This window comes from Mesorhizobium oxytropidicola, from assembly GCF_056174625.1.
Genome location: NZ_CM149692.1, coordinates 42,756 through 68,995, shown reverse-complemented (window position 1 = coordinate 68,995; position 26,240 = coordinate 42,756). Strand labels below are relative to the sequence as shown.

The following is a 26,240-nucleotide window of genomic DNA, read 5'->3' as shown; positions in this document are numbered from 1 at the left end:
GGACATGCATGAAACGATGACTTAAAAGCCTACGCCTGGATGTCCCACGGATTTACCAGTGTTACCCCCGTTCCCTCAAAATCGCCAATGTTGCGCGTCACCAGCGTCATCCGCCGGGTGAAGGCCGTGGCCGCGATATAGGCGTCATTGATCGGTTTGGGATTGGGCACATGCCATTGTGCCGCCTGAACGGCCGCCGCGTCGTCCAGCGGCAAGATTCGACCGGAAAATGTTGTGAGAACCGCATTCTCCAACCAATTGCGCAGCACTTTGCCAGCGACGGCATCATGGTGTTCTACCAGTCTTACGCCAATCTCCAGCTCGTGCAGGACTACGGACGAAATGAAGGTCTCGGCAGGATCGACGGTTTCGTTCCAGAGCACGACATTGGGATGCGCCCTGCCGCTCGATATCTTTCGCAATTCGGACACGACATTGGTGTCGAGCAGCAGCATTAGAGCATGATCCCGAAAAGTGGGAACCGGTTTTCGGAAAAGATCATGCTCCAACAAAGAGCTAGATCAGGATGATGATTCAACGAAGTGTCATCCTGATCTAGGACAGGTCTACTGGATGGGCATGTTCCGTGCGGGGCGGCAGCGGCAAGTCAACGTCACCCGCCTCCGGTGCAGCCAGCATGTCACCGAGCGACCGCGTTTTACCGGTGAGCCGTTTGTATTCATCGAACGACAAGAGGACATGCACTGGCCGCCCTCTGTCGGTTATGATCACGGGGCCGTCCTTGGCAGCGCGTTTTGCGCGGCCAAGATCCTGATTGAGTTCGCGACCCGAAAGCGTGGTGATCATATCAATTTCGCAAAATGTGGTTACGTAACCACATTTAATCTGTTTGAGCAGGAATTGCAAGGTTGAGCGCCCGAATGGCAACCCATCGCAAGTCCACGATAGGGTTGCATCGCCTTGCTGGGAGCGCCATGGCGCTTGCTGTTGTTCGACGACGGCTTGCGCTTAAATCACCGCGCCCAGCGGCACATAGTCGATCTCGAGAAATTTCTCGACCTCCGGCACCCAGCGATCGCGCACGAAGGCGACATGGTCGGGATGGTCATTGTATCTGGTGTAGGCGGCCTGATCGGCGAACTCCATCGAGAAGCCGAACCGATACTCGTTCTTGGGGCTGATCTGCCGCAACTGTTCGAAATGCGTGACGCCCCGGATCGCCGAGAGGATTTTCTTGGCGTCGACGAGGAACCGCTTTTCGTCCAGCGAGTGCGGTGCATGCTTCAGCGTGAAGACGACGGTGTGACGGATCATTTGTCTCTCCTGCAATGACTTATCTATTCGCTGTCGACCCAGGCGCGGATGAGGTGATGCGCGATCGCGCCTTTCGGCGGCGTGACCAGATTGTCGGCATGCTCCCTGGCCAACATCAGGCGCACCTCGTCGCGGCCGAACCAGCGGCAGTCCTCCAACTCGTTGAGGTCGGCCTGGATGTCTTCATTGAGCGGCTCGCCAAAGCAGCCGATCATCAGCGAATAGGGGAACGGCCAGGGCTGGCTGGCGTGGTAGACGACGCGGCCGAGCCGGATGCCGGCCTCCTCCAGCGTTTCGCGGCGCACCGCCGCCTCGATCGTCTCGCCCGGTTCGATGAAGCCGGCAAGCGCCGAATACATGCCCGGCGCAAAATGCCGGCCGCGCCCGAGCAGGCATTTCTCGCGCGTCGCCGTCAGCATGATCGCCACCGGATCGGTGCGCGGGAAATGCTCGGTGCCACAATTCGGGCAGTGGCGCTTGTAGCCGCCGGCCCGCATTTCGGATTGCGTGCCGCATTTGCTGCAGAAACGGTGGCTGGCGTGCCAGGCAAGCAGGGCAGCCCCTTGCGCCATCGCGCCGGCGGCCGCTTCGTCGATCAGCCCTTGCATGTAGACCGAGCGGTAGTCGATCGCCTTGACGGTCTCGGGCAGCTGTTCGGCCTCGATTGCGACTGGCATCGCCAGCACCGGCCCCTGTTCGGAAAAGCCGAGCAGGACAGCCCCGGCAAAGGAAGGCTTGAAGGGCTCGCTCTCGGCGGCGTTGAACCATGGGTCCAGGCGGTCGCCCTGGCCGAGCTTCAAGTGGAGCCGGCCGCCATTCATCAAAAGCAGCCGCGTCGTCGGATTCGCCAGTGCCTTGTCGACCGAATCGTCGGCTCGATTCTCGGATTGCCGGTCGATTGTGTTGCCGGCAAAGCCGACGAACTGGCTCGGCTCGCGCAAAGGCGCGTCAAACAGGCGGAAGCTCATACGGACTCTGGTGCTCTGGGATGACATGTTTTGGACGGATGTGTTTTGGAATGAACACAGCGAAAGGCTTATAGCGCTGCCCTTATCGTTTCGGCAAACCGGCGCAAGTCGGAACCCTGATAGGGCTCGCGCAGGCCGTGCCCCCACACCGGGCCGGGCCAGCCGGGATCGCCTTCGGACCGTGCGACGATATGGATATGCAATTGGCGCACGATATTGCCGAGCGCGCCGGTGTTGATCTTGGTGCAGCCGGTCACTTTCTTCAGCGCCTGCGCCACCATATTGGTCTCGAAGGTCAGCATCGCCTGGTCGAGCGGCGTCATGTCGTGGATTTCTTCCGCGCCTGGCCGCTGCGGCACCAAAAGCAGCCAAGGCCAGCGGCGATCGTTCATCACCCGCAATTCGCACAGCCCAAGCCACATCAACTGCTCACTGTCCGCCTCCAGCCGGGCATCCAGCGTGAATCCGGCCTTCAGGCCCGGCAGCATCGGCGTTTCCCTTGCTTTTCTTGGTTTATTCAAACCACGAACGCTAGAGCGGCTGCATCGGGGCTGCAAGCGAATCTCTTGTGTGATCGCGCCGATTTGCCTGCGCACTTGCATTTCGTCGCGCAATTGCCGATATGGACAGCGGGAGGTTGGTGGTGGACGATCCACTCGCCAACCGGGTCAGGTCCGGAAGGAAGCAGCCCTAACGAGCCCGGAACGGGTCATTGTTCCAGCCTCCCACCTCATCGGCCCTCCTCGCGACATTGACGACGCATTGCAGCGCGGGCGAGATTATGCGCAGGAATCGGCGCCTTGGGCGCGGCCTTTTGGAGCTTAACGGGCGAATGAGCGAAGCCGGAAATTCGGGTACGGAAAAGGCTGCTGCCTACCGCGTGCTGGCGCGCAAATACCGTCCGTCGAATTTTTCCGAGCTGGTCGGCCAGGAGCCGATGGTGCGCACGCTCACCAACGCCTTTGCCACCGGCCGCATTGCCCAGGCCTGGATGCTGACCGGCGTGCGCGGTGTCGGCAAGACCACTACCGCGCGCATCCTGGCGCGGGCGCTGAACTACAAGACATCAACCGTTGACCAGCCCTCGGTAGACCTCGCCGTGCTCGGCGAGCATTGCCAGGCGATCATGGAAGGCCGCCATGTCGACGTCATCGAGATGGACGCCGCCTCGCACACCGGCATCGACGACATCAGGGACATTATCGAGCGCGTGCGCTACGCGCCGGTCTCGGCCCGCTACAAGGTCTACATAATCGACGAAGTGCACATGCTGTCGACGCAGGCCTTCAACGGCCTGCTGAAAACGCTGGAAGAGCCGCCGCCGCACGTCAAATTCATCTTCGCCACCACCGAAATCCGCAAGGTGCCGATCACCGTCCTGTCGCGCTGCCAGCGCTTTGACCTCAGACGCATCGATGCCGGCGCGCTGGTCGCGCATCTCTCCTCGATCGCCGGCAAGGAAGGCATTTCGGTCGACGACGACGCGCTGGCGATGATCGCGCGCGCCGCCGAAGGCTCCGCCCGCGATTCGCTCTCCATCCTCGACCAGGCGATCGCCCATGGCGCCGGCTCCGTCAGCGCCGAGGCGGTGCGGGCCATGCTGGGCCTGGCCGACCGCGCCCGCATCGTCGACCTGTTCGAACATGTGATGAAGGGCGATGTGGCGGCCGCACTCGCCGAGTTCCGCACGCAATACGACACCGGCGCCGATCCGGCCGCCGTGTTGACCGATCTTGCCGAGTTCAACCACCTCGTCACCCGGTTGCGTTTCGTGCCGACCGCCATGGACGACGCTTCACTGTCGCAGGAGGAGCGTGAGCGCGGCGCCGATTTCGCCAGGGCGCTGTCTGTTCGCGTGCTGTCGCGGACCTGGCAGATGCTGCTCAAGGGCATTCCCGAGGTGCAATCCTCCAACCGGCCGGTGAGTGCTGCCGAAATGGTGCTGATCCGGCTGGCGCATGCCGCCGACCTGCCGACGCTGGACGAGGCGTTGCGATCGCTTGAGGGCGCAGCGCCGGTCCAGAATGGCGCGCCGCGCTCGAACGGGGCACCGACTGGCCCCGGCAATGGCGGTGGTGCCAGTGCGGTGGCGGCGCAGACGCGCATGCCGTCCGGGTCCGGTGGTGCGCAGACCATGCGGCTGGTCGAGGCCACGCCCGCGCCGGCCGCTTTCGTCGCGCCGCCCGCGCCGGTGTCCGAGCCGCAGCAGGTGCCGGTCAGGTCGCTGGCCGACATTGTCGCCCTTGCCGACGCGCAGCGCGACATCGCCTTCAAGGTGCTGGTCAAGCGCTGCATCCGTCCCGTGCGCTTCGAGCCCGGCCGCATCGATGTCAGCCTGACCGACGATGCGCCGAAGCTGCTGCTCAACGAGCTGACGACGAAACTGCGCGCCTGGACCGGCCGCAACTGGCTGGTGTCGCTGTCGAAGGAAGAGGGCGGCCAGACGCTAGCCGAAATGGCATCGACCAAGCGCGAAAACGCCTTCCTCGATGCCAAGAGCGATCCGACGGTTGCCGCCATCCTGGCGCGCTTTCCCGGCGCCAAGATCATCGACGTGCGCATTCCCGACGCGCCGGAGGCAGACACGACCGAGGCCGAAGTGCCGGTCGAGCCGCCGGCGGATGACGACGAGACCTGATAAACCAAGACAAGGATCGGACCATGAAAGATCTTCTCGGCCTGATGGGCAAGGCGAAGGAAATGCAGGCCAAGTTCCAGGCCATGCAGGATGAGATCGCCACGGTCGAATCCGTCGGCCAGGCCGGCGGTGGCCTGGTCAGCGTGACGCTGAGTGGCAAGTTCGAGATGAAGGTGCTGAAAATCGATCCGTCTCTGTTCAAGGAGGACGATGTCGAGGTCCTCGAAGACCTGATTCTTGCCGCCCATAATGACGCCAAGGCCAAGGTCGAGCAGATCATGCAGGAAAAGACCAAGGCGCTGACCGCCGGCCTGCCGATCCCGCCCGGAATGAAACTGCCGTTCTGATGCATGTCGCCCAAAGTGTGCAGCGGTTTTGGGTAAACGACATGTATGAAAGTTGAACTCAGCGGCGATGCGCCATGACCGAAGAGCCGTCCGAAAGACTGATCGAGCAGCGTATCCGCAACAGGATCTACGAGATTCTGGAAATCCTTGCCGATAGCGACGCCGGTGTCGATCTCGTCGGCATCAAGGGTTACTTCCACCTGTTCGAGGATTTCGTGCACCGCCCGTCGATCGAGGCCGGCACGTCGGCGCTTTCGAAGGACGAGCGCGCGGTCGTGCTGGAGATCGCCGAATTCCTCGAGGCGGCCTCCGAAACAAATCCCGACTTCACCAAGGCCGAATTCATCGACAGCGACTGGCCGGGAAGGATCGCGCCGGCGGCCAGGAACGCGCGGGCACTGTTCCTCAGGCGCGGCCTGTTTTCGGAGAAAGCCGAGGAGCTTGAGCCTGGTCAGCCGGCCGCGATTGCGGCAGGGCGGTAGCGATTCCCGGAAAAACGTGGCGCGATTTTTCCTTCGGCAATTGCGGCGAAACCAAGAGACAGCGGTCATCGCTTTTGTGAAATGACGGCTCGATCTATCTGGAAAGCCTTGAAATTGTGCCTTTTCGGCAACAGTGCGTTGTTAATAACGTTTTGGCCATCATTTTGCCTGAAAGTGTCTCATTCTTGCCGCAGCCTGGGGGCGGGCATCGAAGTGAGAGGGTAACCTGTTGATCGTCACGCGATGGAAGGCGCCGCTGCTGCTCGGCGTCATCACGTCTCCCCTGTTTCTGGCCGCCTGCAGCCAGACCACCTCGCACGGCATGTCTGTTGCAAGCCTGACCGATGCCATCACGCCGAGTTTCCTGACGTCGCGCGCTTCCAGCCACACGCCGAAGGACAGGGAATGCCTGGAACGGGCGATGTTCTTCGAATCCAACCGGTCGAGCCGCGACGGCATGATTGCGGTCGGCACCGTGGTGATGAACCGGCTGCGCTCCGGCAACCACGGCAGCACCATCTGTGACGTGGTGGGAGAGCCCGGCCAGTTCGCGCCTGGCGTCATGACAAGGCCGATGAATTCGCGCGCAATGCCCGATGTCGAGGAAGCCGCCGATGCCGTGCTCAAGGGCGAGCGCAAGGCCAAGCTCAAGAACACGATGTATTTCCACACCGCCGGCCTGCGCTTCCCCTACAAGAACATGCACTACACCATGGTCGCCGGCGGCAATGCCTTCTACGAAAAGCGCGGCCGCAACTGGCAGCCGCTGCCGGATGAGCCAATGGTTGCCTCGGTGGCGCCGCAAGTGGTGAAGCCCGCCGCGCCGGTGACGATGGTCGCCTCGGCCGAGCCGGTGAGCACGGCCAAAACGTCTCGCACCGCTCCGGCGCAACAGGTCTTCATGACCGCCTCGGTGGAGCCGACGCGTCCGGCCAAAACCGCTGTTCGCACCGCTCCGTCGCAGCAGGTCTTTATGACTGCTGCTGCGGAACCGACACGTCAGCCCAAGACCAAGACCGCTCCGGTCCAAGAGACTTATGTGACCGCGGCTGCGGCGCCCACGGCAAAGTCGGCGCGCGTAACCGTGAAGCAGACAATGGTCGCGATGCAGGAGCCGATGGAAGAACCGGATGCCGCCCGTTTCGGCGGAACCTTGAACACCCGCGTCATCTCTTCGGTTCAGGGTGCGCCGCAAGAGGCGGCGATGGGGTTCCAGTCGACGCCCGAGAACACCGACGCCATCGGTGCGATGATCGCCAGCCAGAGCCGACCGCTCGAGGTCAACTGAAGGCCTAGCCAGGGTCCGCCATGGCAGCATAGTGACCGCTCTCCAATGCGGGATGTTCCAAAGCGCTCTGAAAAATCCTAGATCAGAGCGATGTCCAAGCGAATCGCCGGTCCCGAGATCGAACGCCTGATCCAACTCCTGGCCAAGGTGCCGGGGCTCGGGCCCCGTTCGGCCAGACGCGCCGCCCTTCATCTGATCAAGAAGAAGGAGCAGCTGCTGTCGCCGCTCGCCGCCGCCATGGGCGAAGCCGCCGACAAGGTGCGCATCTGTTCCACCTGCGGCAATGTCGATACATCTGACCCCTGCATGATCTGCACCGATCCGCGCCGCGACGCCGCCACGCTGATCGTCGTCGAGGATGTTTCCGACCTGTGGGCGCTCGAACGCGCTGCGGCGATGAACGTGCGCTACCATGTGCTTGGCGGCACGCTGTCGCCGCTCGACGGCATTGGCCCCGACCAGCTCAACATCCGCTCATTGATCGACCGCGTCGCTGGCGGCGAGGTCAAGGAGATCATCATCGCCGTCAACGCCACGGTCGAGGGCCAGACCACCGCGCACTACCTCACCGACCAGCTGTCCGGCTTCGACATCAAGGTGACAAGGCTGGCGCATGGCGTGCCGGTCGGCGGTGAGCTCGACTATCTCGATGAAGGCACGCTCGCCGCTGCGCTGCGCTCACGGACGGCGTTTTGACGCAATTGGCGGGGATGTTTGCCGAGATGACTGCATTCCTTCGCACAACCATCTTCGCCTTTGTCGCGATGCTTCTCGCCGCCTTTCTCGCCACCCCTGCCTCCGCCGCCAAGATCGATGAGCAGTTCCGCGCCTGGCTGCAGAACGACCTCTGGCCTGAGGCCAAGGCCAAAGGCATCTCCAAGCAGACTTTCGATGCCGCCTTCGACGGCATAAAACCCAATCTGAAGCTGCCTGACCTCGTCATGCCTGGCGAGAAGCCGAAGACGCCGCAGAAGCAGCATCAGGCCGAGTTCGGTTCGCCCGGCGCCTATTTCGCCGAGAAGACGGTTCGTGCGGTGACATCAGGCGGACGCGTGCGCGAAGCCGCCAACGCCAAGACGCTTGCCGCGATCGAAAAACGCTACGGCGTGCCCGGCGAGATACTTCTGGCGATATGGGGCCGAGAGACCGGGTTCGGCGCGGCGAAGATGCCTTACGACGCTTTCGAGGTGCTGGGCACCAAGGCGTTCATGTCGACCAAGAAGGATTTCTTCCGCACCGAGCTGCTGGCCGCGCTGGAAATCGTCCAACGTGGCCTCGCCCCGGTCGGCGCCATGAAATCGTCCTGGGCCGGTGCGCTCGGCCAACCGCAATTCATGCCGACTTCGTTCCTGAAGCATGCCGTGGATTTCGACGGCGACGGCCGCGTCGACATCTGGAACTCGACGCCTGACGTGCTCGCTTCGATCGCCAATTATCTCGTCCATTATGGCTGGGTGAGGGGGCGCGGCTGGGGTTTTCGAGGTGACCGTGCCCGAGAGCGTCTCCTGCTCGCTGGAAGGTCCCGATCAAGGCAAGAAGATTTCCGAGTGGGCTAGTATGGGCATCAAGCGCGTTGGCGGAAAGCCATTTCCGGCGAGCGAGCTTAAGGCGGAGGGCTTCCTGCTGATGCCGGCCGGCCGCAGCGGTCCGGCTTTCATCGCCACCCCCAATTTCTACGTGCTGAAGGAATACAACACCAGCGACCTCTATGCGCTGTTCATCGGCCACGGTGCGGACCGCATTGCACATGGCGACCAGATTTTTTCCGGCAACTGGGGACCGGTCGGCGATCTCCACCGTTCCGACATTGCCGGCTTGCAACGGGCGCTGGAAGCCAAGGGCTACGATGTCGGCAGCGCCGACGGCCTGCCCGGCTTCAAGACCCGCCGTTCGATCGGCAAGTGGCAGGCCAAGAACGGCCAGGCGGCGACTTGCTTTCCGGATGCCAGCCTCGTTGCCGCGCTGAAATAACTCAAAAATTAGCAGATTTTTCTCGTTCGGCGGCCTCGATTGATCGGCCTGTGCGTCGACGCGTCAGCCGCCATTCTGCTCAAATTGGCCCTCGTATAAATGCTCGTTGCCGGCCACGAGGCCGCCGGATATGCTGTTGACCAATTGGACAAAAACCACGACGGTAAGGGGCTAGAGGGCCGTCGTTTGGCCTCGACAAGAATTCTGCAACCCTGAGCCGGGAACTCAGGTCAACAACCAACAAAACAGGGAACAATCACCATGATGATGGAAAAGTTTGCTCTTCGCTCTCGTACCTTGCTTGCGGGCGCGGCGATGTCCGCGCTGCTCATTGGCGCAGCCCCCGCCTTCGCGGTTACGCCTGCCGACACGCTGGTCGAAGGCTTCGCGATCGACGACATCATCACCATGGATCCGGGCGAGGCGTTCGAATTGTCGACCGCCGAAGTCACCGGTAACACCTATGACCTGCTGGTTCGCCTCGACCTCAGCGACACCTCCAAGGTCAAGCCCGATCTCGCCGAAAGCTGGACCGTCTCCGACGATGGCCTGACCTACACGTTCAAGCTCAAGCCCGGCCTCAAATTCGCTTCGGGCAATCCGATCACCGCGGCCGATGTCGCCTATTCGTTCGAGCGCGCCGTCAAGCTGGACAAGAGCCCGGCCTTCATCATCGAACAGTTCGGCATCAGCGGCGATAACGCTGCCGACAAGGCCAAGGCCGTCGACGATACCACCTTCCAGTTTACCGTCGACAAGGCCTATGCACCGAGCTTCGTGCTGAACTGCCTCTCGGCAACGGTCGCCTCGGTGGTCGACGCCAAGCTGGTCAAGGAACACGTCGTCAAGGCGGCGCCCACCGCCGACTACAAATGGGACAACGACTTCGGCAATGCCTGGCTGAAGACCGGCTATGCCGGCTCCGGTGCCTACAAGCTGCGTGAATGGCGCGCCAACGAAGCCGTCGTCATGGAGCGCAACGACAATTATCACGGTGAGAAGGCCAAGCTTGCCCGCGTCATCTATCGCAACATGAAGGAAAGCTCGGCCCAGCGCCTGGCGCTCGAGGCCGGCGACATCGACGTTGCCCGCAACCTCGAGCCGAACGACCTCGACGCCATCGCCAAAAACGCCGACCTCACCTCGACCAGCGCGCCGAAGGGCACAGTCTACTACATCAGCCTCAACCAGAAGAATCCGAACCTCGCCAAGCCCGAGGTGCGCCAGGCGTTCAAATACCTGGTCGACTATGATGCGCTGAGCTCGACCATCCTCAAGGGCATTGGCGAAATCCACCAATCCTTCCTGCCCAAGGGTGATCTTGGCGCCGTGGACGACAACCCGTTCAAGCTCGATGTCGCCAAGGCCAAGGAACTGCTGGCCAAGGCCGGCCTGCCGGATGGCTTCAGCGTGACCATGGACGTGCGCACTGGCCAGCCGACCACCGGCATGGCGGAATCGATCCAGCAGACACTGGGTCAGGCCGGCATCAAGCTGGAGATCATCCCCGGCGACGGCAAGCAGACGCTGACCAAGTACCGCGCCCGCAACCACGACATCTATATCGGCAATTGGGGCCAGGACTATTTCGATCCGAACTCCAACGCCCAGACCTTTGCCTCGAACCCGGACAATTCGGATGCCGGCAAGTCCCACACGCTTGCCTGGCGCAATTCCTGGGACATTCCGGACCTGACCAAGGAAACGGAAGCGGCGCTGCTGGAGAAGGATGCCGGCAAGCGTGCCGACATGTACAAGGATCTGCAGAAGAAGATCCTCGACACCAGCCCCTTCGTCATCATCCATCAGCAGTTGGAAGTGGCCGGCCTGCGCAAGAACCTCAAGGGCTTCGCGCTCGGCCCGAGCTTCGACTCTAACTTCGTCGGGCCGGTCTCCAAGGAATAGTGCGCGCCGCATGAGCGCGGTTGAAAACGAAAGCGGGCGCGGCAGCGCCCGCGCCGTCGCCCTTGCATCATCGATCGGCCGCTTTCTGGTCATCGCGGTCGCGACCTATCTTGGTCTGCTCGCGGTGACCTTCTTCATCGGCCGTGTGATCCCGATCGACCCGGTTTTGGCGGTGCTCGGTGATCGGGCGCCTCTCAATGTCGTCGAGCGCACGCGCCGCGAGATGGGCCTCGACCTGCCGCTGGTCGAGCAGTTCTACATCTATGTGAAAAATGCCCTGAGCGGTGATTTCGGCACTTCGGTGCTGACCACCAATCCGGTCATGACCGACATTCGCCGCGCGCTTCCGGCAACGACGGAACTGGCGACGCTGGGGACGCTGATCGGGGCGCTGTTCGGCGTGCCGCTGGGCGTGCTGGCTGCCGTCAAGCGCGGCAGCATCATCGACCAGATCGTACGCGTCATCGGCCTGATCGGCTATTCCGTGCCGATCTTCTGGCTCGGCCTGCTTGGGCTCGTCCTGTTCTACGCCAAATTGCAATGGGTGGCTTTCCCGGCCCGGCTCGACGTCGTCTACGAATACACCTTCACGCCGATCACCGGCTTCTACCTTCTGGACTCGGCGATGCAGGGTCAGTGGGATGTCTTCTGGGACGCCTTCCGGCACATCATCCTGCCGGCCTCGCTGCTCGGCTATTTCTCGCTCGCCTATATCAGCCGCATGACGCGCTCGTTCATGCTCAACGAGCTCGCGCAGGAATACATCGTCGCGGCGCGCGCCAAGGGTCTGTCGGAAACCCGCATCATCTGGGGCCATGCGTTGCGCAACGCAGCGGTGCCGATGGTGACGGTGATCGCGCTCTCCTATGCCGGGCTGCTCGAAGGCTCGGTGCTGACCGAGACCGTCTTCTCCTGGCCGGGCATCGGCCTCTACATCACCAACTCGCTGCAGAACGCCGACATGAACGCCGTGCTCGGCGGCACCATCGTCATCGGCTCGGTGTTCATCGGCATCAACCTTCTGTCCGATCTTCTCTACCGCGTGCTCGATCCGAGGACGAAGACAGGATGAGCACAGACACCATCCAGAGTCGGCGCGACTGGCTGCTCAGCGAGCGGCCGGCGTCGCGCATGCAGGCGAGACTCGGCCGCGCCTATGTCGCGTGGCGGCGGTTCTCCGCCAACCGGCTGGCTTTTGTCGGCCTGCTCATCATTATCGCTTTGCTGGTCATCGCCGCCCTTGCCGGCGTGCTGGCGCCCTATTCGCCGACCTTCGGCGATCTCAAGAATTCCCGGCTGCTGGCGCCGAGCGCCGAGCACTGGTTCGGCACAGACGACCTTGGCCGCGATATCCTGTCACGCATCCTCTACGGCTCGCGCTGGACGCTCTATGTCGTCATCCTGGTCGCCATTATCGCAGCACCCATCGGTCTGCTGGTCGGCACAGTCGCCGGTTACGCCGGCGGCTGGACCGATGCCATCCTGATGCGCATCACCGACATCTTCCTGGCTTTCCCCAAACTGGTTCTGGCGCTGGCCTTCGTCGCCGCACTCGGCCCCGGCATTGAAAACGCGGTGCTGGCGATAGCCATCACCTCCTGGCCGCCTTACGCTCGAATTGCCCGCGCGGAAACGCTGACGGTGCGCAATTCCGACTACATCAAGGCGGTGCAGCTGATGGGCGCTTCGCCTTTCCGCATCGTGCTGCGCCATATCATGCCGCTCTGCATCTCCTCGCTGATCGTCCGCGTCACGCTCGACATGGCCGGCATCATCCTGACCGCCGCCGGCCTCGGCTTCCTCGGCCTCGGCGCGCAGCCGCCGCTGCCCGAATGGGGCACCATGATCGCGTCCGGCCGCCGCTTCATCCTCGACCAATGGTGGGTGGCCGGCGCGCCTGGCTTCGCCATCCTCATCGTCAGTCTCGGCTTCAACCTGCTCGGCGACGGCCTGCGCGACGCCCTCGATCCTCGCAGTGGTGACCAATGAGCACGCTTCTCGACGTGGACGATCTGCGTGTCACCTTCCCAACCCGCACCGGGCTGATCGAAGCGGTGCGCGGCGTCTCCTTCTCGCTTGGCCGCGAACGGCTCGGCATTGTCGGCGAGTCCGGCTCGGGCAAGTCGCAGACCGGCCGCGCCATCATGGGCCTGACGCCGCCGCAGGCCAGGATATCGGCCGGGAAACTGGCCTTCGACGGCATCGACCTGCTCAGCATCTCGCCACGCCAGCGCCGGGCGTTGCGAGGCAACCGCATCGCCATGATCCTGCAGGATCCGAAATACTCGCTCGACCCGGTGATGAGCATCGGCCGGCAGATCGTCGAGACACTGCGCACCCATGAAAAAGTCAGCAAGGCCGAGGCGCGGGAGCGGGCGCTGGCCATGCTGGAAGCGGTGCAGATCCGCGATCCCAAACGCGTCTTCGACCTGCACCCGCACGAAGTCTCCGGCGGCATGGGCCAGCGTGCCATGATTGCCATGATGCTGATCGCCGGGCCGGAAATGATGATAGCCGACGAGCCGACCTCGGCGCTCGACGTCACCGTGCAACTCGACGTGCTAGGCATCCTCGATAAATTGGTCAGCGATCGTGGCATGGGGCTGATCTTCATCTCGCACGATCTGCGTCTGGTCTCGTCCTTCTGCGACCGCGTCATCGTCATGTATGCCGGCAAGGTGGTCGAGCAGCTCAAGGCCTCCGAACTCGGCCAGGCCCAGCATCCCTACACGCGCGGCCTGCTCAACTGCATGCCCAGGATCGGCTTCGAACGCCACCCGCTGCCGGTGCTTGACCGCAAGCCGGAGTGGGCGGCATGACAGCAGCGATTGCCATCGACGGGCTGGAAGTGATCTTCGACCGTTTTCGCGCGCTGAAGGGCGTCAGTCTCGAAGTCAGGTCCGGTGAATCCTTCGGCCTGGTCGGCGAGTCCGGCTCCGGCAAATCGACGCTGCTCAGGGCGATCGCCGGCCTCGCGCCAGTCGCCTCGGGCAGCATCGCCGTCAATGGCAAGAGGCTTGGCGCGCGCCGTGACAAGGCCTTTTACCGCGAAGTGCAGATGGTCTTCCAGGATCCATATGGCTCGCTGCACCCGCGCCAGACCGTCGACCGCTTGTTGCAGGAGCCGCTTGCCATCCACGGCTTTGCCAATGGCGAGAAACGCATCGAGCGCGCGCTCGATGAGGTCGGCCTCGGCAACGGTTTCCGCTTCCGCTATGCGCACCAACTTTCGGGCGGCCAGCGCCAGCGCGTGGCGATCGCGCGTGCGCTGATCCTCGAGCCGTCGATCCTGCTGCTCGACGAGCCGACCTCGGCGCTCGATGCCTCGGTGCAGGCGGAAGTGCTCAACCTGTTGGAAGAAGTCCGCCGGCGGCGCAAGCTGACCTTCCTGATGGTCAGCCACGACCTCGCCATCATCACCCATATGTGCGAGCGGCTGATGGTGATGCAAAGCGGCGAGGCGGTCGAGAACCTCACCGCGGCCCAACTTGTCGCGCACCGCGTGACTGAGGATTATACGCGCAACCTGCTCCGGGCCAGCGACGGGTTCGTCCGCACGGGTTAAGGGATTTCAGACTGCCCCACCTTCCGGCACCGTTTTCCCGTGTGCGCCTTCGCTATCTGGTTTTCGGCTCCTTGATCCGGAACCACGTCACATAAAGCGCCGGCAGGAACAGCAGTGTGATCGCGGTGCCGGCGATGATACCGCCCATCATCGCGTAGGCCATCGGCCCCCAGAACACTTCGCGGGCGATCGGGATCAGCGCGAGGCTGGCGGCGGCCGCCGTCAGCGCGATCGGCCGCATGCGGTGTTCGGTTGCCTCGATGACGGCCGCCCAGCGGTCCTTGCCCTCCCTGACAAGATCCTCGATCTGCACGATCAGGATGACCGAGTTGCGGATCAGGATGCCGATCAGTGCCAGCACACCGAGGATGGCGACGAAGCCGAGTGGTGCGCCGCTCGGCACCAGTGCCGCCACCACGCCGATCAACCCGAGCGGCGCCACCGCCACCACCAGGAACAGGCGCTGGAAGCTCTGCAACTGGATCATCAGGATGGTCGCCATGACGAACAGCATCAGCGGCACCACGGCCGCGATCGGTCCCTGGCTTTTGGCGCTTTCCTCGACCGAGCCCGCAGTCTGGACGGAATAGCCGGGCGGCAGCTTGGCGATGAAGGCGTCGACCGATGGCTTCAACTCGTTGACGACGGTGGCCGGCAGCACATCGCCAACCAGCCCGGCGCGTACGGTGATGGTCGGAATGCGGTTGCGCCGCCACACCGTCGGCTGTTCGAGGTCGTAGCGGAAGTTGGCCACCGCCGCGAGCGGGATCGCCTCGCCGGTGCTGGTCGGCAGCTGCAAGTTCTGCAGCGTGTCGATCGAACCGCGTTCGGCATCGCGTGAACGCGCCACGACATTGATCAGATAGGTGGCGTCGCGCACCTGCGTGATGGTGGCACCGCCGACCGTGCTGTTCAACGCGCTGGCGATGTCGGAGGAGGTGATGCCGAGTTGCCGTGCCTTGTCCTGCAGCACGTCGACCCTCAGCACGCGCTGCGGCTCGTTCCAGTCGAAAGTCGGCGCCGCCAGCTTTGGATTGGCCGAGATCAGGCCGGCGACCTGCTGCGCCAGCTCCCGCACCGTCTGAATGTCGGGGCCGCCGACACGGTACTGCACGGGACGGCCGACCGGCGGCCCGAGTTCGAGCGGCTTGACGTAGGCGTCGGTGCCGACGAACTCCTCACGCAACAATTTCTCCAGCACCGGCTTGATCCGGTTACGGGCCTCGATGCTCTTGGTGACGATCACCGTCTGGCCGAAATAGGGATTGGCAGGCTGCACGTCGAAGGCGAGCAGGAAGCGCACCGCGCCCTGGCCGATATAGGACGAGAAATGGTCGATGTCGGGGTTGCCGGCCAGCGCCCGCCCTTCGAAACGCTCGATCTGGTCGCGCGTCTCGGTGATCGACGAGTTCTGCGGCAGGTTCCAGTCGACGATCAGCTCCGGCCGGTCGGAAGGCGGAAAGAACTGCTGCTGGACGAGGCCGAAGCCGGCTATCGAGGCGGCAAACAACAGCACGGTGGCGATGATGGTCAGCCAGTGATGTCGCACGGAGCCCAGGAGCACGCGCCGAAACAGGCTGGTGAAGCGGCCGGGTTTGTCGTGCTGCTGCTGCTTCATCGTGGCCGGCAGGATGGTAACGCCGAGCAGTGGCGCAAACAGCACCGCCACGATCCATGACACCAAAAGCGAGACCGCGATGACGACGAACAGCGTGAAGGTGTATTCGCCGGCGGCGCTGTTGTTGAGGCCGATTGGGATGAAGCCGGCGACCGTCACCAGCGTGCCGGTCAGCATCGGGAAGGCGGTCGAGGTGTAGACGTACGTCGCCGCCTTGCGCAGATTGTCGCCGACCTCCAGCCGCGCCACCATCATCTCGACCGCGATCATCGCGTCGTCAACCAGCAGGCCGAGCGCGATGATCAGCGCACCCAGCGAAATACGCTGCAGCGAGATGCCGAGATAGGCCATGACCGTGAAGGTGATGGCCAGAACCAGCGGGATCGACAGCGCCACGACGAAGCCGGCGCGCATGCCAAGGCTGATGAAGGACACCGCGAGCACGATGGCGACCGCCTCGGCCAGCGCCCGGGTGAAGCCCGAAACCGCTTCCTCGACGATGACAGGCTGGTCGGCGACCAGATGCACGCCGACGCCGACCGGTAGGTCGCTCAGCACCTCTTTCATTTCCTTTTCCAGCGCCGCGCCAAATTCGAGCAGATTGGCGTTGGGCTTCATGCCGATGGCCAGCCCGATCGCATCCTGGCCGTTGAAGCGGAACAGCGACGTCGGCGGATCGGCATAGCCGCGCCGGATCGTCGCCACGTCGCTCAGCCGGAAGAAGCGATCGTTGACGCGCAGATTGATGCCGCGCAGGCTGTCCTCCGAGGTGAACTGGCCGCCGACGCGGACGCTGACACGCTCGGGCCCGGATTCGACGACACCCGACGGCGTGATGGCGTTCTGTGCCTGCAGGCTCGCCACGATCGCCTGCTGGTTGAGGCCGAGAGCGGCGATCTGACGGGTCGAGAATTCGAGATAGATGGCTTCGTCCTGCGCGCCGACCAGATCGACCTTGCCGGCGTTGGGCACGGCCAGGATCCTGGTTCTGACATCCTCGACATAGTCGCGCAGCTGGCGCGGCGTCAGCCCGTCCGAGGTGAAGGCGTAGATGTTGCCGTAGACGTCGCCGAAGCGGTCGTTGAAGAACGGCCCCTGCACGCCTTGCGGAAACTGCGCCTTGATGTCGTTGACCATGTTGCGCACCTGAATCCAGTTCGGCACGACATCGCGCGCCTTGGTGGTGTCCTTCAGGTTGACGAAGATGACGGTCTGCCCAGCGGTGGTGACGGACTTGGTATAGTCGAGGCTGTCGAGCTCCTCGAGTTTCTTCTCGATGCGGTCAGTCACCTGCTGCAGGGTTTCCTTGACCGAGGCGCCCGGCCAGTTGGCCTGGATGATCATCGTCTTGATGGTGAAGTTGGGATCTTCCTCACGACCGAGATTGAGGTAGGAGAAGATCCCGGCCACCACGAAGACCAGCATGAAATACCAGACCATCGAGCGGTGGCTGAGCGCCCAGTCGGAGAGATTGAAGCCCTTCATCAGACGCCGCCCTCCGGCACTTTGACCTTCTGGCCTTCGCTCAGGCTGTGGACGCCCGCGGTGACCACGCGCATGCCGGCTTTAAGCCCTTCGGCGACGGTGAAAGTCTCGCCATTCTTCGAGGCGACCTTGATGTCGTGCGCGCTCACGCTCGATGTCTGCGGATCGACGATCCACACTTTCTCGGAACCGTTCTTTTCCAGCAGCGCGGAGATGGGCAGTTCGATCGTCGGCACCACCTTGGTCATGCGGGTCGCCGTCACCGTCGAGCCGAGCCGGAAGGCCTGCGGCGGGTCGGTGAGCGCGAGCTTGACGCGCCGGGTGCGTGTCGAGCCCTCGGCCTGCGGCGCGATCTCGCGCAGCTTGGCCTGGGTCTCGATCGTCGGCAGCGATTGCAGGATGACCTGGAACGGCGTGCCGGCCGTAAGATCGCCGGTCAACTGATCGGGGATATCGACCACCGCCTCGCGCAGATCCGACCGCGCCACGGTGACGACCGTCTGGCCGGCCGAGACCGTCTGCCCGACCTCGGCGCCGACAGCGGTGACGACACCATCGAAATCCGAGAACAGCCTGGCATAGCCAAGCTGCTCCTGCGATTTGGCCAGCGCAGCCTTAGCCCGTTCGACATTGGCTTCCGCTGCTTTGCGTGCCTGCTGCGCGGCATCGAAGACGGCCTGCGTGGTGTTGGCCGCGGCGAGCAGCTGGCGCTGACGCTCCTCGCTGGCGGCGGCATTGGCGAACTGTGCCTCGGCATTGGAGAGCTCGGCCGTGGCTGCTTGCACCGCCAGCTCCAGCGCGGTCGGGTCGAGCGCGGCGATCGTCGTGCCTTTGCTGACGATGTCGCCGACCTTGACGTCGCGCGAGACGACCCGGCCGAGCAGGCGGAAGGCGAGGTCGGCGCTAATCTGCGGCGAGATCGAGCCGGCAAAGCCGAAGGTCTGCGAGGTCTGCGGCTCGACCACGACCGACAGCACCGGCCGGATGATCTCCGGCGGCTTTTCGTCCGATTTCGAGCAGGCGGCGAGCGCACCAACCGCGAACAGGCCAAGCACGATGCGCGGCAACCGGTTCATTGGCCCGCCCCCGATATCTCGACAGTCTGGCCGGGACTGAGCAACTGCCCGCCTGCGGTCACGACGTTTTGGCCTTCGTTCAGCCCGCTGGCGATGACGACCGTGCCCGAATTGAAGGCCAGCACCTCGACCGGCGTCACCGCCACTGCCTTGGTCGAGGGATCGACGATCCAGACCGCCGGTTTGCCGGCGCTGGACGTCAGCGCCTGCCACGGCAACAGGATCGCCTTCGCCGGCTTGGCGCTAACCGAGCCGATGACGGCCGCCCCCAGCGGCATGCCGGCCGGTGTATCGGGAATGCCGATCTTGACCCGGATCGAACCGGAGGCCTGGTCGACCGCCGGCGAGATTTCGCGCACCTTGCCTGTTGCCCGGACCTGCGGGTCGGACAACAGCGTGATCGTCACCGCCGGCGAGGCCGGCGTCCTGGCGACCAGCGTCTCCTGCACGTTGAACACCGCATCGCGGTCGCCGTCCTCGGCGACGGTGAAGACGGTTTGCGCTGCTTGCACCACCTGGCCGGTTTCGACCTGGCGGGCGGTGATGACGCCGGGGGCGCCGGCCTTGAGCTCGGTGAAGGACAGGTTTTGCTGGGCATTGGCGAATGCGCTCTGCGCGGCGTCGACACTGCCTTGCGCCACCTTCAGCGCCTGGTCGGCAGCGTCGTAGTCGCGCCTGGTGGTGAAGCCCTGGGCAAGCAGCGTCTTCTGCCGTTCGAAGGCGGCGGCTGACTGGGTCAGTTGCGCTTGTGCCGCGTCAAGATCGGCCTGTGCCGATCGCAGATCGGATTGCTGCTCCTGCGGATCGATGCGGGCAAGCACCGCGCCCTGGTCGACATGCTGGCCGACATCGACAAGCCGCTCGGCGACGCGGCCGCCGACCCGGAAGGACAGATTGTTCAGCGTGCGTGCCGCGATCACCCCGGTCAGCGAGGTTCTCGGCGCATAGTCGGCCATCGCCACCGTTTCGGTGCGCACCATGATCGGCAGTTTCTTGTCCGCCGCCTCCTGCTTCTGGCAGCCGGCCAGCAGCAATGCGGCTGTGCAGACGCACACTGCCGACACGGTTTGAAAAGACAAAAGGCTGGAGGTTCTGAAGGATGGTAGTGGGACGGACGATGTCACGTTCCTGCTCATGGACTCCCCCAGCCGCGGCCGCTCGCTGACAGCGGTGCCTCGCGCGATGCCAGGAGGATAGTCGATCTCCGGAAAAAGGAAACCGGTCTCGTACGCGTATCGGATGACTGGTTAAGGAGGCAGCGAGATCAGGCCCAATCGCCAGCCGATGGTGCCGACTTGAGGAAAACGTGAAATAAGGTCAGAAGACATCTGATCAACGAGAACGGGCGCCGGCCCGATGAGGGATATCATGAAGAATTCAGCCATTTCCGAACGCAAGAACCAGTCGATCTCGCGCGGCGTCGGCATGACCACGCAAATCTATGCCGACCGGGCTGAAAACTCGGAGATCTGGGATGTCGAAGGCCGCCGCTACATCGACTTCTCCTCCGGCATCGCCGTCGTCAACACCGGCCACCGCCATCCGAGGGTAATCGAAGCGGTCAAGGCACAGCTCGACCGTTTCACGCACACCTGCCACCAGGTCGTGCCCTATGAGAGCTATGTCAGGTTGGCCGAACGGCTGAATGCCATGCTGCCCGGCAAGTTCGAGAAGAAGACGATCTTCGTCACCACCGGAGCCGAGGCGGTCGAGAACGCCATCAAGATCGCCCGCAACGCCACCGGCCGCCAGGCCGTCATCGCCTTCGCCGGCGGCTTCCACGGGCGCACCTTCATGGGCATGGCGCTGACCGGCAAGGTCGTGCCCTACAAGGTCGGCTTCGGCGCCATGCCGGGCGACGTCTACCACGCGCCGTTCCCGGTGCCGCTGCACGGCGTGTCGGTCGCCGATTCGCTGGCCGCACTCGACCGGCTGTTCAAGGCCGATGTCGATCCGGCCCGCGTCGCCGCCATCATCGTCGAGCCGGTTCAGGGCGAGGGCGGCTTCTACGAGGCGCCGCGCGAATTCCTGACGGCACTGCGCAAGCTCTGTGACCAGCACGGCATGCTGCTCATCGCCGACGAAGTGCAGACCGGCTTTGCCCGCACCGGCAAAATGTTCGCCATGGACCATCATGAAGTCGCGGCCGACATCACCACCATGGCCAAGAGCCTGGCCGGCGGCTTCCCGCTGGCGGCGGTCACCGGCCGCGCCGAGATCATGGATGCGCCCGGCCCCGGCGGTCTCGGCGGCACCTATGGCGGCAGCCCGATCGGCGTTGCCGCCGCGCACGCGGTGCTCGATGTGATCGAGGACGAAAAGCTGTGCGACCGCGCCAACACGCTGGGCGCGCGGCTGAAGCAGCGCCTGCAGTCGATCCGCGACGACGTGCCCGAGATCGTCGACATCAGGGGCCTCGGCTTCATGAACGCGGTCGAGTTCAACGACGCCAAGAAGGGCCTGCCGTCGGCCGAGATCGCCAACGCCATCCGGCTGAAGGCGCTCGACAAGGGCCTGATCCTGCTGACCTGCGGCGTCTACGGCAACGTCATCCGCTTCCTGGCGCCGATCACCATCCAGGACGAGGTGATGAACGAAGCGCTCGATATCCTTGAAAGCTCGATCCGCGAAGTCTGCGCTGCCTAGCGTTCTACCTCCCCCTCGTGGGCAGGGGAATCGCATATGGCGATTTTGGGCTTGAAGTTGGTTTGAGAAGGGATTCTTTGGGAAGGCAGTCCAGCGAGGAGTGACTGCCATTACCAGCCTTGAGAGCTATTTCGGTACGGTGCCTGATCCGCGCGCGGCCAACGCCACACATCGGCTTGGCGACCTGATCGTGATGATGATCGCTGCGAGCCTGTGTGGCGCGACCAGCGCAACGGAGTTTTCGTTGTTCGCGCAAGAGCGCAAACAGGCGCTGTCGCGCTTGATCGACTATGAGGAGGCGCCTAGCCACGACACCTTCTCGCGGCTGTTGCGCCTGCTCGATCCGGAGGCCTTCGGACGGGCGTTCGCCGCCTTTGCCGCAGGCTTTGCCCAGGCACGTCAGGGTGTGGTCGCACTTGATGGCAAGGCGCTGCGGCGGGCCTATGAGAAAGGCCTTGCGGCCAGCCCGCCCCTGACGGTGTCGGCCTTTGCCAGCCAGACGCGGCTGTGTTTGGCGGCGGTCTCGCCCGGCGACGAAGACAATGAGGTCGAGGCTGCCCTCAAGGTCGTCGAACTCATTGATCTTACTGGCCGATTGGTCACGGCCGATGCCCTCCACTGCCACACGCGCATGGCCAAGGCCATCATTCAGCGCGGCGGCGACTATCTGCTCGCACTCAAGGGAAACCGCCGGCATTGGTTGGCTCGGGCCAATCAACAACTGGCCCAGACCACTCCCGCCGTCACTGAGCGGACCGAGACCAGCCATGGCCGCAACGAATGGCGGCAGGCAGAGGTCGTGGTGGCGGCTGAACCAATGATGCCGGGGCACAAGGCCTTCATCCGCATCACCAGCCGGCGCGATCAGGCCGAGCCGCTGACGCGCCTGTTCATGGCCTCAACGCTGCTGTCGCCACAGCAGGCGATCGACCTCACCAGAGCCCATTGGCAGATCGAGAACGCACTGCACTGGATGCTCGACGTTCATCTGCACGAGGACCTCAGTCGTGCCCGCAAGGACAACGCTCCCGCCAACACCGCCCTCATCAACCGCATCGCCAGAAATATCCTTCAGGCCGCCGACATCGACAAAGTCCCCATTAGCCACCGCATCAAGAAATGCGCTTGGAATGACGACTATCTCATCCAGGCAATCGCTCATATGCGATAGCCCTGCCCTCGTGGGGAGGTCGGACCGAAGGTCCGGTGGGGGGCTTGGCGCTGACCCCACCCCGCTGCTTTGCAGCGACCCTCCCCACAAGGAGGAGGGTAATCGTATATGGCGGCGCCCGCCCCCTCTCCGTCCGCTGCGCGGCCATCTCTCCCCCATTTCATGGGAGCAAGGAAACGCTAATCACGGATGTCGCGCCCTCCGAAAGCTTGGGTTCCTCGCCCCCCACAAAGTGGCTACGGCATGCACACATTTCCAAGCCGCGCTGGTCTTTGGCGATAGCGTGCATGGCGGCTTGGCGCATGCATTGTCTTATGCGGCGCTGGTCGACCCCCACTCCGTCTCGGCTTCGCCGAGCCACCTCTCCCCCGATCGACGGGGTAGAGGAAAGGCGCCAAGCTTCTTTGCCATCAACGCTCGTCCAGCAAAGCTCCCTTCCTTTCCCTCCGGAGGGGGGAAAGGTGGCGCTGCGAAGCAGCGACGGATTGGGGGAACCACGTGGCAATCAAGCCTCGGGCCGATCAGTTACGCAAATCACAGAAGATGCGTGCATTCCGTAACGCAAAGCGGGTGAGTTGAGGCCACGAATTTATTGGCCCTGCGCTCGTTTTTGCAGTGCTGCGAAATAGCCATCATCAACCGGAGCGCCCGGCTCGGATGACGCGCCCTCAAGGAGGAGACGTCGAAGCAGTTGGCGGTCTTGATCGCGGCGGATCAATTCACGGAAATATTCGCTGCTCACGACATAGCTCCGATTGGTGATTGCTCGAACAAAATCTTTCAAAACTAGCCGACAGCCTTCGCCGGCTCGACGGTTTGAAACGCAGCCAGCGCCGCCTTCAGCCCATCCGATCCCGCTGCTACCGTTTCCTGCGTCGGTGAGAAACCCGCACCGAGCATCTTGCGGCCGAGCATGTGGTCGCCGGGGCGATTGACGGATTCGATGCCGAGCAGCCGGTCGCCGGCATAGTGATAGATCGAGAATTTGTTGTCGGGCAGGTCGCCCAGCACGACATGGCTGTCGCCGCCGGCGGTCAGCCCGACCATCTGCAGCTTCATGTCGCCAATGTCGGACCAGAACCACGGCACCGCCGAATAGGCATCGGCGTGGCCGGTTATAGTGCGCGCAGCGAGTCGGGCCTGGTCGGTGGCGTTCTGCACCGATTCCAGCCGCACGTCGCCGCCAGTGAACCAGTGCCTGTAGGAAGCAGCGTCGCCGATGGCCAGGATTTCCGACACTGAACTGCGCATCTGGAGGTCGACACGGATGCCGTTGGCAATGGTGAGGCCGGCGGCCTGCGCCAGTTCGACATTCGGCACGGCGCCGATACCGACAATGACCATGCGCGCCGGCAGCCTTTCGCCCGACGAGGTGATGGCGGCGACGACATGGCCGTTTTCACCTTCGAGTTTTGCAATCGAGGTGCCAGTCAGGATGCGCACGCCAGTCGCTTCCAGCCTTTGGCGGACATGGCTTGCCACCACGGGGGCCACGGCGCGGCCGAGCAGCCGGTCGACCGCTTCCACCACCGTCACCGTGCGGCCGGCCGCGCGCAGGGTCGCGGCGATCTCCAGCCCGATAAAGCCGCCACCGAGGATGACGACATCTTCGCTCTGAGCGCTCAGGTCGCGGATCAGCCGCGCATCGGCCAGCGAACGCAGCGACAAAACGCCGGACAGGTCCGCGCCCGGCAGCGGCAAGGTGCGCGGACGCGACCCGGTCGCCAGGATCAGATGGTCGAAGGCCAGCGCGCCGCCGCCTGATATCTCCAGGCTGCGGCGGCCGGTATCGATGCGGTCGATCCGGATGCCCGGCCGGTAGTCGATGGCGCTGCCGGTATAAAAGGCCTCGCCGCGCAAGGGTTGCGGCTTGGCCTCGGCATCCTTGATGAAGGTCTTAGACAGCGGCGGCTTGTGGTAGGGCAGCTCGTTCTCGTCGCCGACCAGGATCACCGGTCCGCCATAGCCGTCCTCGCGCAGACTGGCGGCCGCTTGCACGCCCGCATGACCCGCACCGACAATGACCACGCCGTTCTTCATCGCATTCCAATCCCGCTTCGATTCTAGGACGTCTCGCCAGGTGGCAATTGTCTGGGGCCGCCGCAAGACGGCGTTTGCGGGTCGCACCCGGAATGGCGGCTGTCAATCGTACAGTTCCGCAGCGCGGTCGGTGCAGCAAGGGTATAAAGTTGAGCTTTGCAGTTTAGAATAATTCTAAACTGTTGTTTCGATTGGCTTTTCCCGTCGATTTTCATTGACTTCCATCGGCGTCGCAGCTTTATGGAAGCCTGCGCGTTGGCGCATCCCTTTGATGTCTGGGCCTTGAACCCGTTCGATTGGAGGCATTTTGGTGTCTTTCTTCCCTGGACCGCGCGATGGCGCGGCAAGCCTTGGCGCTTTTGGCATCGACATGGCCTGGCGCCGGCCGCCGCGCGCGGCTTTTATAAAATTTCCGAGAAACTGGAGAGCGATAATGACAGCACGGTACGGCGGTAGGCTTGCGGCGATTGGTGCTACGGCGCTGCTGACGGCGGCGGTGTTTGTGCTGCCTGCCAAGGCGGAAACCGACGCAAAGGCCGTTATCAAGACCTATGCCGACATCGGGCTCGCCAAATACGAGGATTCGCTGACCACGGCGCAGGCTCTCGACAAGGCGGTCGATGCACTGCTCGCCAAGCCTTCAGCGGACACGCTCAAGGCCGCCCGCGACGCCTGGAAGGCCGCGCGCGTGCCCTATCAGCAGACCGAGGTCTATCGCTTCGGCAACAAGGTCGTCGACGATTGGGAAGGCCAGGTGAATTCCTGGCCGCTGGATGAAGGCCTGATCGACTATGTCGCCAAGAGTTATGGTACGGAATCGGACACGAATTCGCTCTATACGGCCAATGTGATCGCCAACAAGGAGATCGAGATCAACGGCAAGAAGGTCGACGCCTCGAAACTTTCGCCGGAATTCCTCTCCGGCACGTTGCAGCAAGCCGGCGGCATCGAGGCCAATGTCGCCACTGGCTATCACGCCATCGAATTCCTGCTCTGGGGCCAGGACCTGCACGGCACCGGCCCGGGCGCCGGCGAGCGCCCTTACACCGACTACGACCTCAAGAACTGCACCGGCGGCAATTGCGACCGCCGTGCCGAATATCTGAAATCCGCCACCACCCTTCTGGTCTCGGACCTGCAGAAAATGGTCAACGACTGGAAGGAAGACGGCGCCGCGCGCAAGAACCTGGTCGATGGCGAGCCGAACACGGCGATCTCGATCATCTTCACCGGCATGGGCTCGCTGTCCTACGGCGAACTGGCCGGCGAGCGCATGAAACTCGGCCTCCTCCTGCATGATCCAGAGGAGGAGCAAGACTGCTTCTCCGACAACACCTACAATTCGCATCTCTATGACGCCGTCGGCATCCGGGCCGCCTACCTCGCCAGCTACACGCGCCTCGACGGCACCGTCGTTTCTGGACCTTCGGTGCACGACATGGTCAAGGCGGCCGATCCGGCGATCGACAAGGAGTTGTCCGGCAAGCTCGACGTCAGCGTCGCCAAGATGGAGGCGATCAAGGCGCGGGCCGAGGCCGGCGAGGCCTATGACCAGCAGATCGCCGAAGGCAACACGGCAGGCAACGCCACGGTGCAGGCGGCAATCGACGCGCTGATCGACCAGACCAAATCGATCGAACGCGCCGTTGGCACCCTCAAGCTTAACGCCATAGCCTTCGAGGGCTCCGACAGCCTCGACGCACCAGACAAGGTGTTCAAGTAAGCGCGGTCAGGGTAAATACCAGCCAAACGGCGCGGGAGGCGC

At 63.5% G+C, this 26,240-nt stretch carries 24 protein-coding genes, 1 other RNA gene and 1 pseudogene; 15 read left to right on the top strand and 11 right to left on the bottom strand.

Going from position 1 to position 26,240, the window contains the following annotated elements; all coding sequences use genetic code 11:
• Positions 1 to 29 precede the first annotated feature (29 nt).
• From AC0V8S_RS00345 to AC0V8S_RS00325, 5 genes are all read right to left on the bottom strand, one after another.
• Positions 30 to 455, bottom strand: a complete 426-nt coding sequence (locus AC0V8S_RS00345; protein ID WP_475436344.1) for a PIN domain-containing protein — start codon at positions 453 to 455, stop codon at positions 30 to 32.
• A 100-nt stretch (positions 456 to 555) separates the two neighbouring features.
• The gene (locus tag AC0V8S_RS00340; RefSeq protein ID WP_475438547.1) at positions 556 to 807 is read right to left on the bottom strand and encodes a type II toxin-antitoxin system Phd/YefM family antitoxin; all 252 of its coding nucleotides are present in this window, start codon (positions 805 to 807) and stop codon (positions 556 to 558) included.
• 162 nt (positions 808 to 969) lie between these two features.
• Positions 970 to 1,275: a Dabb family protein gene (locus AC0V8S_RS00335; protein ID WP_475436342.1), complete on the bottom strand. Its 306-nt coding sequence runs from the start codon at positions 1,273 to 1,275 to the stop codon at positions 970 to 972.
• A 23-nt stretch (positions 1,276 to 1,298) separates the two neighbouring features.
• Positions 1,299 to 2,243, bottom strand: a complete 945-nt coding sequence (gene nudC / locus AC0V8S_RS00330) for an NAD(+) diphosphatase (protein WP_475436340.1) — start codon at positions 2,241 to 2,243, stop codon at positions 1,299 to 1,301.
• Between the two features lie 68 nt (positions 2,244 to 2,311).
• Positions 2,312 to 2,731, bottom strand: coding sequence for an HIT family protein (locus AC0V8S_RS00325; RefSeq protein WP_096453256.1), 420 nt, complete (start codon positions 2,729 to 2,731; stop codon positions 2,312 to 2,314).
• 144 nt (positions 2,732 to 2,875) lie between these two features.
• Between AC0V8S_RS00325 and ffs the strand changes: the two genes are divergently transcribed.
• From ffs to AC0V8S_RS00265, 12 genes and pseudogenes are all read left to right on the top strand, one after another.
• Positions 2,876 to 2,972: signal recognition particle sRNA small type (gene ffs / locus AC0V8S_RS00320), an RNA gene on the top strand.
• Positions 2,973 to 3,075: 103 nt separating this feature from the next.
• Positions 3,076 to 4,881, top strand: coding sequence for a DNA polymerase III subunit gamma/tau (locus AC0V8S_RS00315; protein WP_475436338.1), 1,806 nt, complete (start codon positions 3,076 to 3,078; stop codon positions 4,879 to 4,881).
• Between the two features lie 23 nt (positions 4,882 to 4,904).
• Positions 4,905 to 5,228, top strand: coding sequence for a YbaB/EbfC family nucleoid-associated protein (locus AC0V8S_RS00310; RefSeq protein ID WP_183455996.1), 324 nt, complete (start codon positions 4,905 to 4,907; stop codon positions 5,226 to 5,228).
• Positions 5,229 to 5,302: 74 nt separating this feature from the next.
• Positions 5,303 to 5,710 carry a hypothetical protein gene (locus AC0V8S_RS00305; protein ID WP_475436337.1) on the top strand — a complete coding sequence of 136 codons (408 nt, stop codon included), beginning with the start codon at positions 5,303 to 5,305 and terminating at the stop codon, positions 5,708 to 5,710.
• Positions 5,711 to 5,939: 229 nt separating this feature from the next.
• Positions 5,940 to 6,998, top strand: a complete 1,059-nt coding sequence (locus tag AC0V8S_RS00300) for a cell wall hydrolase (RefSeq protein WP_183456000.1) — start codon at positions 5,940 to 5,942, stop codon at positions 6,996 to 6,998.
• Positions 6,999 to 7,088: 90 nt separating this feature from the next.
• Positions 7,089 to 7,694 carry a recombination mediator RecR gene (gene recR / locus AC0V8S_RS00295; RefSeq protein ID WP_183456002.1) on the top strand — a complete coding sequence of 202 codons (606 nt, stop codon included), beginning with the start codon at positions 7,089 to 7,091 and terminating at the stop codon, positions 7,692 to 7,694.
• Between the two features lie 68 nt (positions 7,695 to 7,762).
• Positions 7,763 to 8,969 (top strand): annotated as a pseudogene (locus AC0V8S_RS00290) (lytic murein transglycosylase).
• Positions 8,970 to 9,230: 261 nt separating this feature from the next.
• Positions 9,231 to 10,874, top strand: coding sequence for an ABC transporter substrate-binding protein (locus AC0V8S_RS00285; RefSeq protein ID WP_475436334.1), 1,644 nt, complete (start codon positions 9,231 to 9,233; stop codon positions 10,872 to 10,874).
• Between the two features lie 10 nt (positions 10,875 to 10,884).
• The gene (locus AC0V8S_RS00280; protein ID WP_475436332.1) at positions 10,885 to 11,946 is read left to right on the top strand and encodes an ABC transporter permease; all 1,062 of its coding nucleotides are present in this window, start codon (positions 10,885 to 10,887) and stop codon (positions 11,944 to 11,946) included.
• Complete coding sequence (gene nikC / locus AC0V8S_RS00275) at positions 11,943 to 12,863, top strand: nickel transporter permease (RefSeq protein ID WP_322417760.1); 921 nt, start codon at positions 11,943 to 11,945, stop codon at positions 12,861 to 12,863. The genes AC0V8S_RS00280 and nikC overlap by 4 nt, the downstream gene beginning before the upstream one ends.
• Entirely contained in the window at positions 12,860 to 13,693 is an 834-nt protein-coding gene (locus AC0V8S_RS00270) for an ABC transporter ATP-binding protein (RefSeq protein ID WP_475436331.1), read from the top strand. Before nikC ends, AC0V8S_RS00270 begins: the two co-directional genes overlap by 4 nt.
• Complete coding sequence (locus AC0V8S_RS00265; protein WP_475436329.1) at positions 13,690 to 14,439, top strand: ABC transporter ATP-binding protein; 750 nt, start codon at positions 13,690 to 13,692, stop codon at positions 14,437 to 14,439. Before AC0V8S_RS00270 ends, AC0V8S_RS00265 begins: the two co-directional genes overlap by 4 nt.
• A 52-nt stretch (positions 14,440 to 14,491) precedes the next feature.
• Here AC0V8S_RS00265 and AC0V8S_RS00260 read toward each other — a convergent pair whose 3' ends face one another.
• From AC0V8S_RS00260 to AC0V8S_RS00250, 3 genes are read right to left on the bottom strand one after another with little or no spacing between them, the layout of a single operon-like run.
• Positions 14,492 to 17,542 (bottom strand): efflux RND transporter permease subunit, encoded by a 3,051-nt coding sequence (locus tag AC0V8S_RS00260; protein ID WP_475436327.1) that lies wholly within the window; start codon positions 17,540 to 17,542, stop codon positions 14,492 to 14,494.
• On the bottom strand, positions 17,542 to 18,618 hold the full coding sequence (locus AC0V8S_RS00255) for an efflux RND transporter periplasmic adaptor subunit (protein WP_475436325.1): 1,077 nt from the start codon (positions 18,616 to 18,618) through the stop codon (positions 17,542 to 17,544). The genes AC0V8S_RS00260 and AC0V8S_RS00255 overlap by 1 nt, the downstream gene beginning before the upstream one ends.
• On the bottom strand, positions 18,615 to 19,754 hold the full coding sequence (locus tag AC0V8S_RS00250; protein ID WP_475436323.1) for an efflux RND transporter periplasmic adaptor subunit: 1,140 nt from the start codon (positions 19,752 to 19,754) through the stop codon (positions 18,615 to 18,617). The genes AC0V8S_RS00255 and AC0V8S_RS00250 overlap by 4 nt, the downstream gene beginning before the upstream one ends.
• A gap of 232 nt (positions 19,755 to 19,986) precedes the next feature.
• Between AC0V8S_RS00250 and AC0V8S_RS00245 the strand changes: the two genes are divergently transcribed.
• A complete protein-coding gene (locus AC0V8S_RS00245; RefSeq protein ID WP_475436322.1) occupies positions 19,987 to 21,264 on the top strand; it encodes a 4-aminobutyrate--2-oxoglutarate transaminase in 1,278 nt (425 codons plus the stop codon).
• 100 nt (positions 21,265 to 21,364) lie between these two features.
• Positions 21,365 to 22,435 (top strand): ISAs1 family transposase, encoded by a 1,071-nt coding sequence (locus tag AC0V8S_RS00240; protein ID WP_475432758.1) that lies wholly within the window; start codon positions 21,365 to 21,367, stop codon positions 22,433 to 22,435.
• Between the two features lie 589 nt (positions 22,436 to 23,024).
• On the opposite strand, the gene AC0V8S_RS00235 is transcribed toward AC0V8S_RS00240, so the two are convergent.
• From AC0V8S_RS00235 to AC0V8S_RS00225, 3 genes are all read right to left on the bottom strand, one after another.
• Positions 23,025 to 23,177, bottom strand: a complete 153-nt coding sequence (locus AC0V8S_RS00235; protein WP_432421193.1) for a hypothetical protein — start codon at positions 23,175 to 23,177, stop codon at positions 23,025 to 23,027.
• Between the two features lie 44 nt (positions 23,178 to 23,221).
• On the bottom strand, positions 23,222 to 24,475 hold the full coding sequence (locus tag AC0V8S_RS00230; RefSeq protein WP_475436320.1) for an NAD(P)/FAD-dependent oxidoreductase: 1,254 nt from the start codon (positions 24,473 to 24,475) through the stop codon (positions 23,222 to 23,224).
• Between the two features lie 174 nt (positions 24,476 to 24,649).
• Entirely contained in the window at positions 24,650 to 24,847 is a 198-nt protein-coding gene (locus AC0V8S_RS00225) for a hypothetical protein (RefSeq protein WP_183456027.1), read from the bottom strand.
• 61 nt (positions 24,848 to 24,908) lie between these two features.
• On the opposite strand from AC0V8S_RS00225, the gene AC0V8S_RS00220 reads away from it, so the two are divergent.
• Positions 24,909 to 26,198, top strand: coding sequence for an imelysin family protein (locus AC0V8S_RS00220; protein ID WP_475436318.1), 1,290 nt, complete (start codon positions 24,909 to 24,911; stop codon positions 26,196 to 26,198).
• Positions 26,199 to 26,240: the final 42 nt, after the last annotated feature.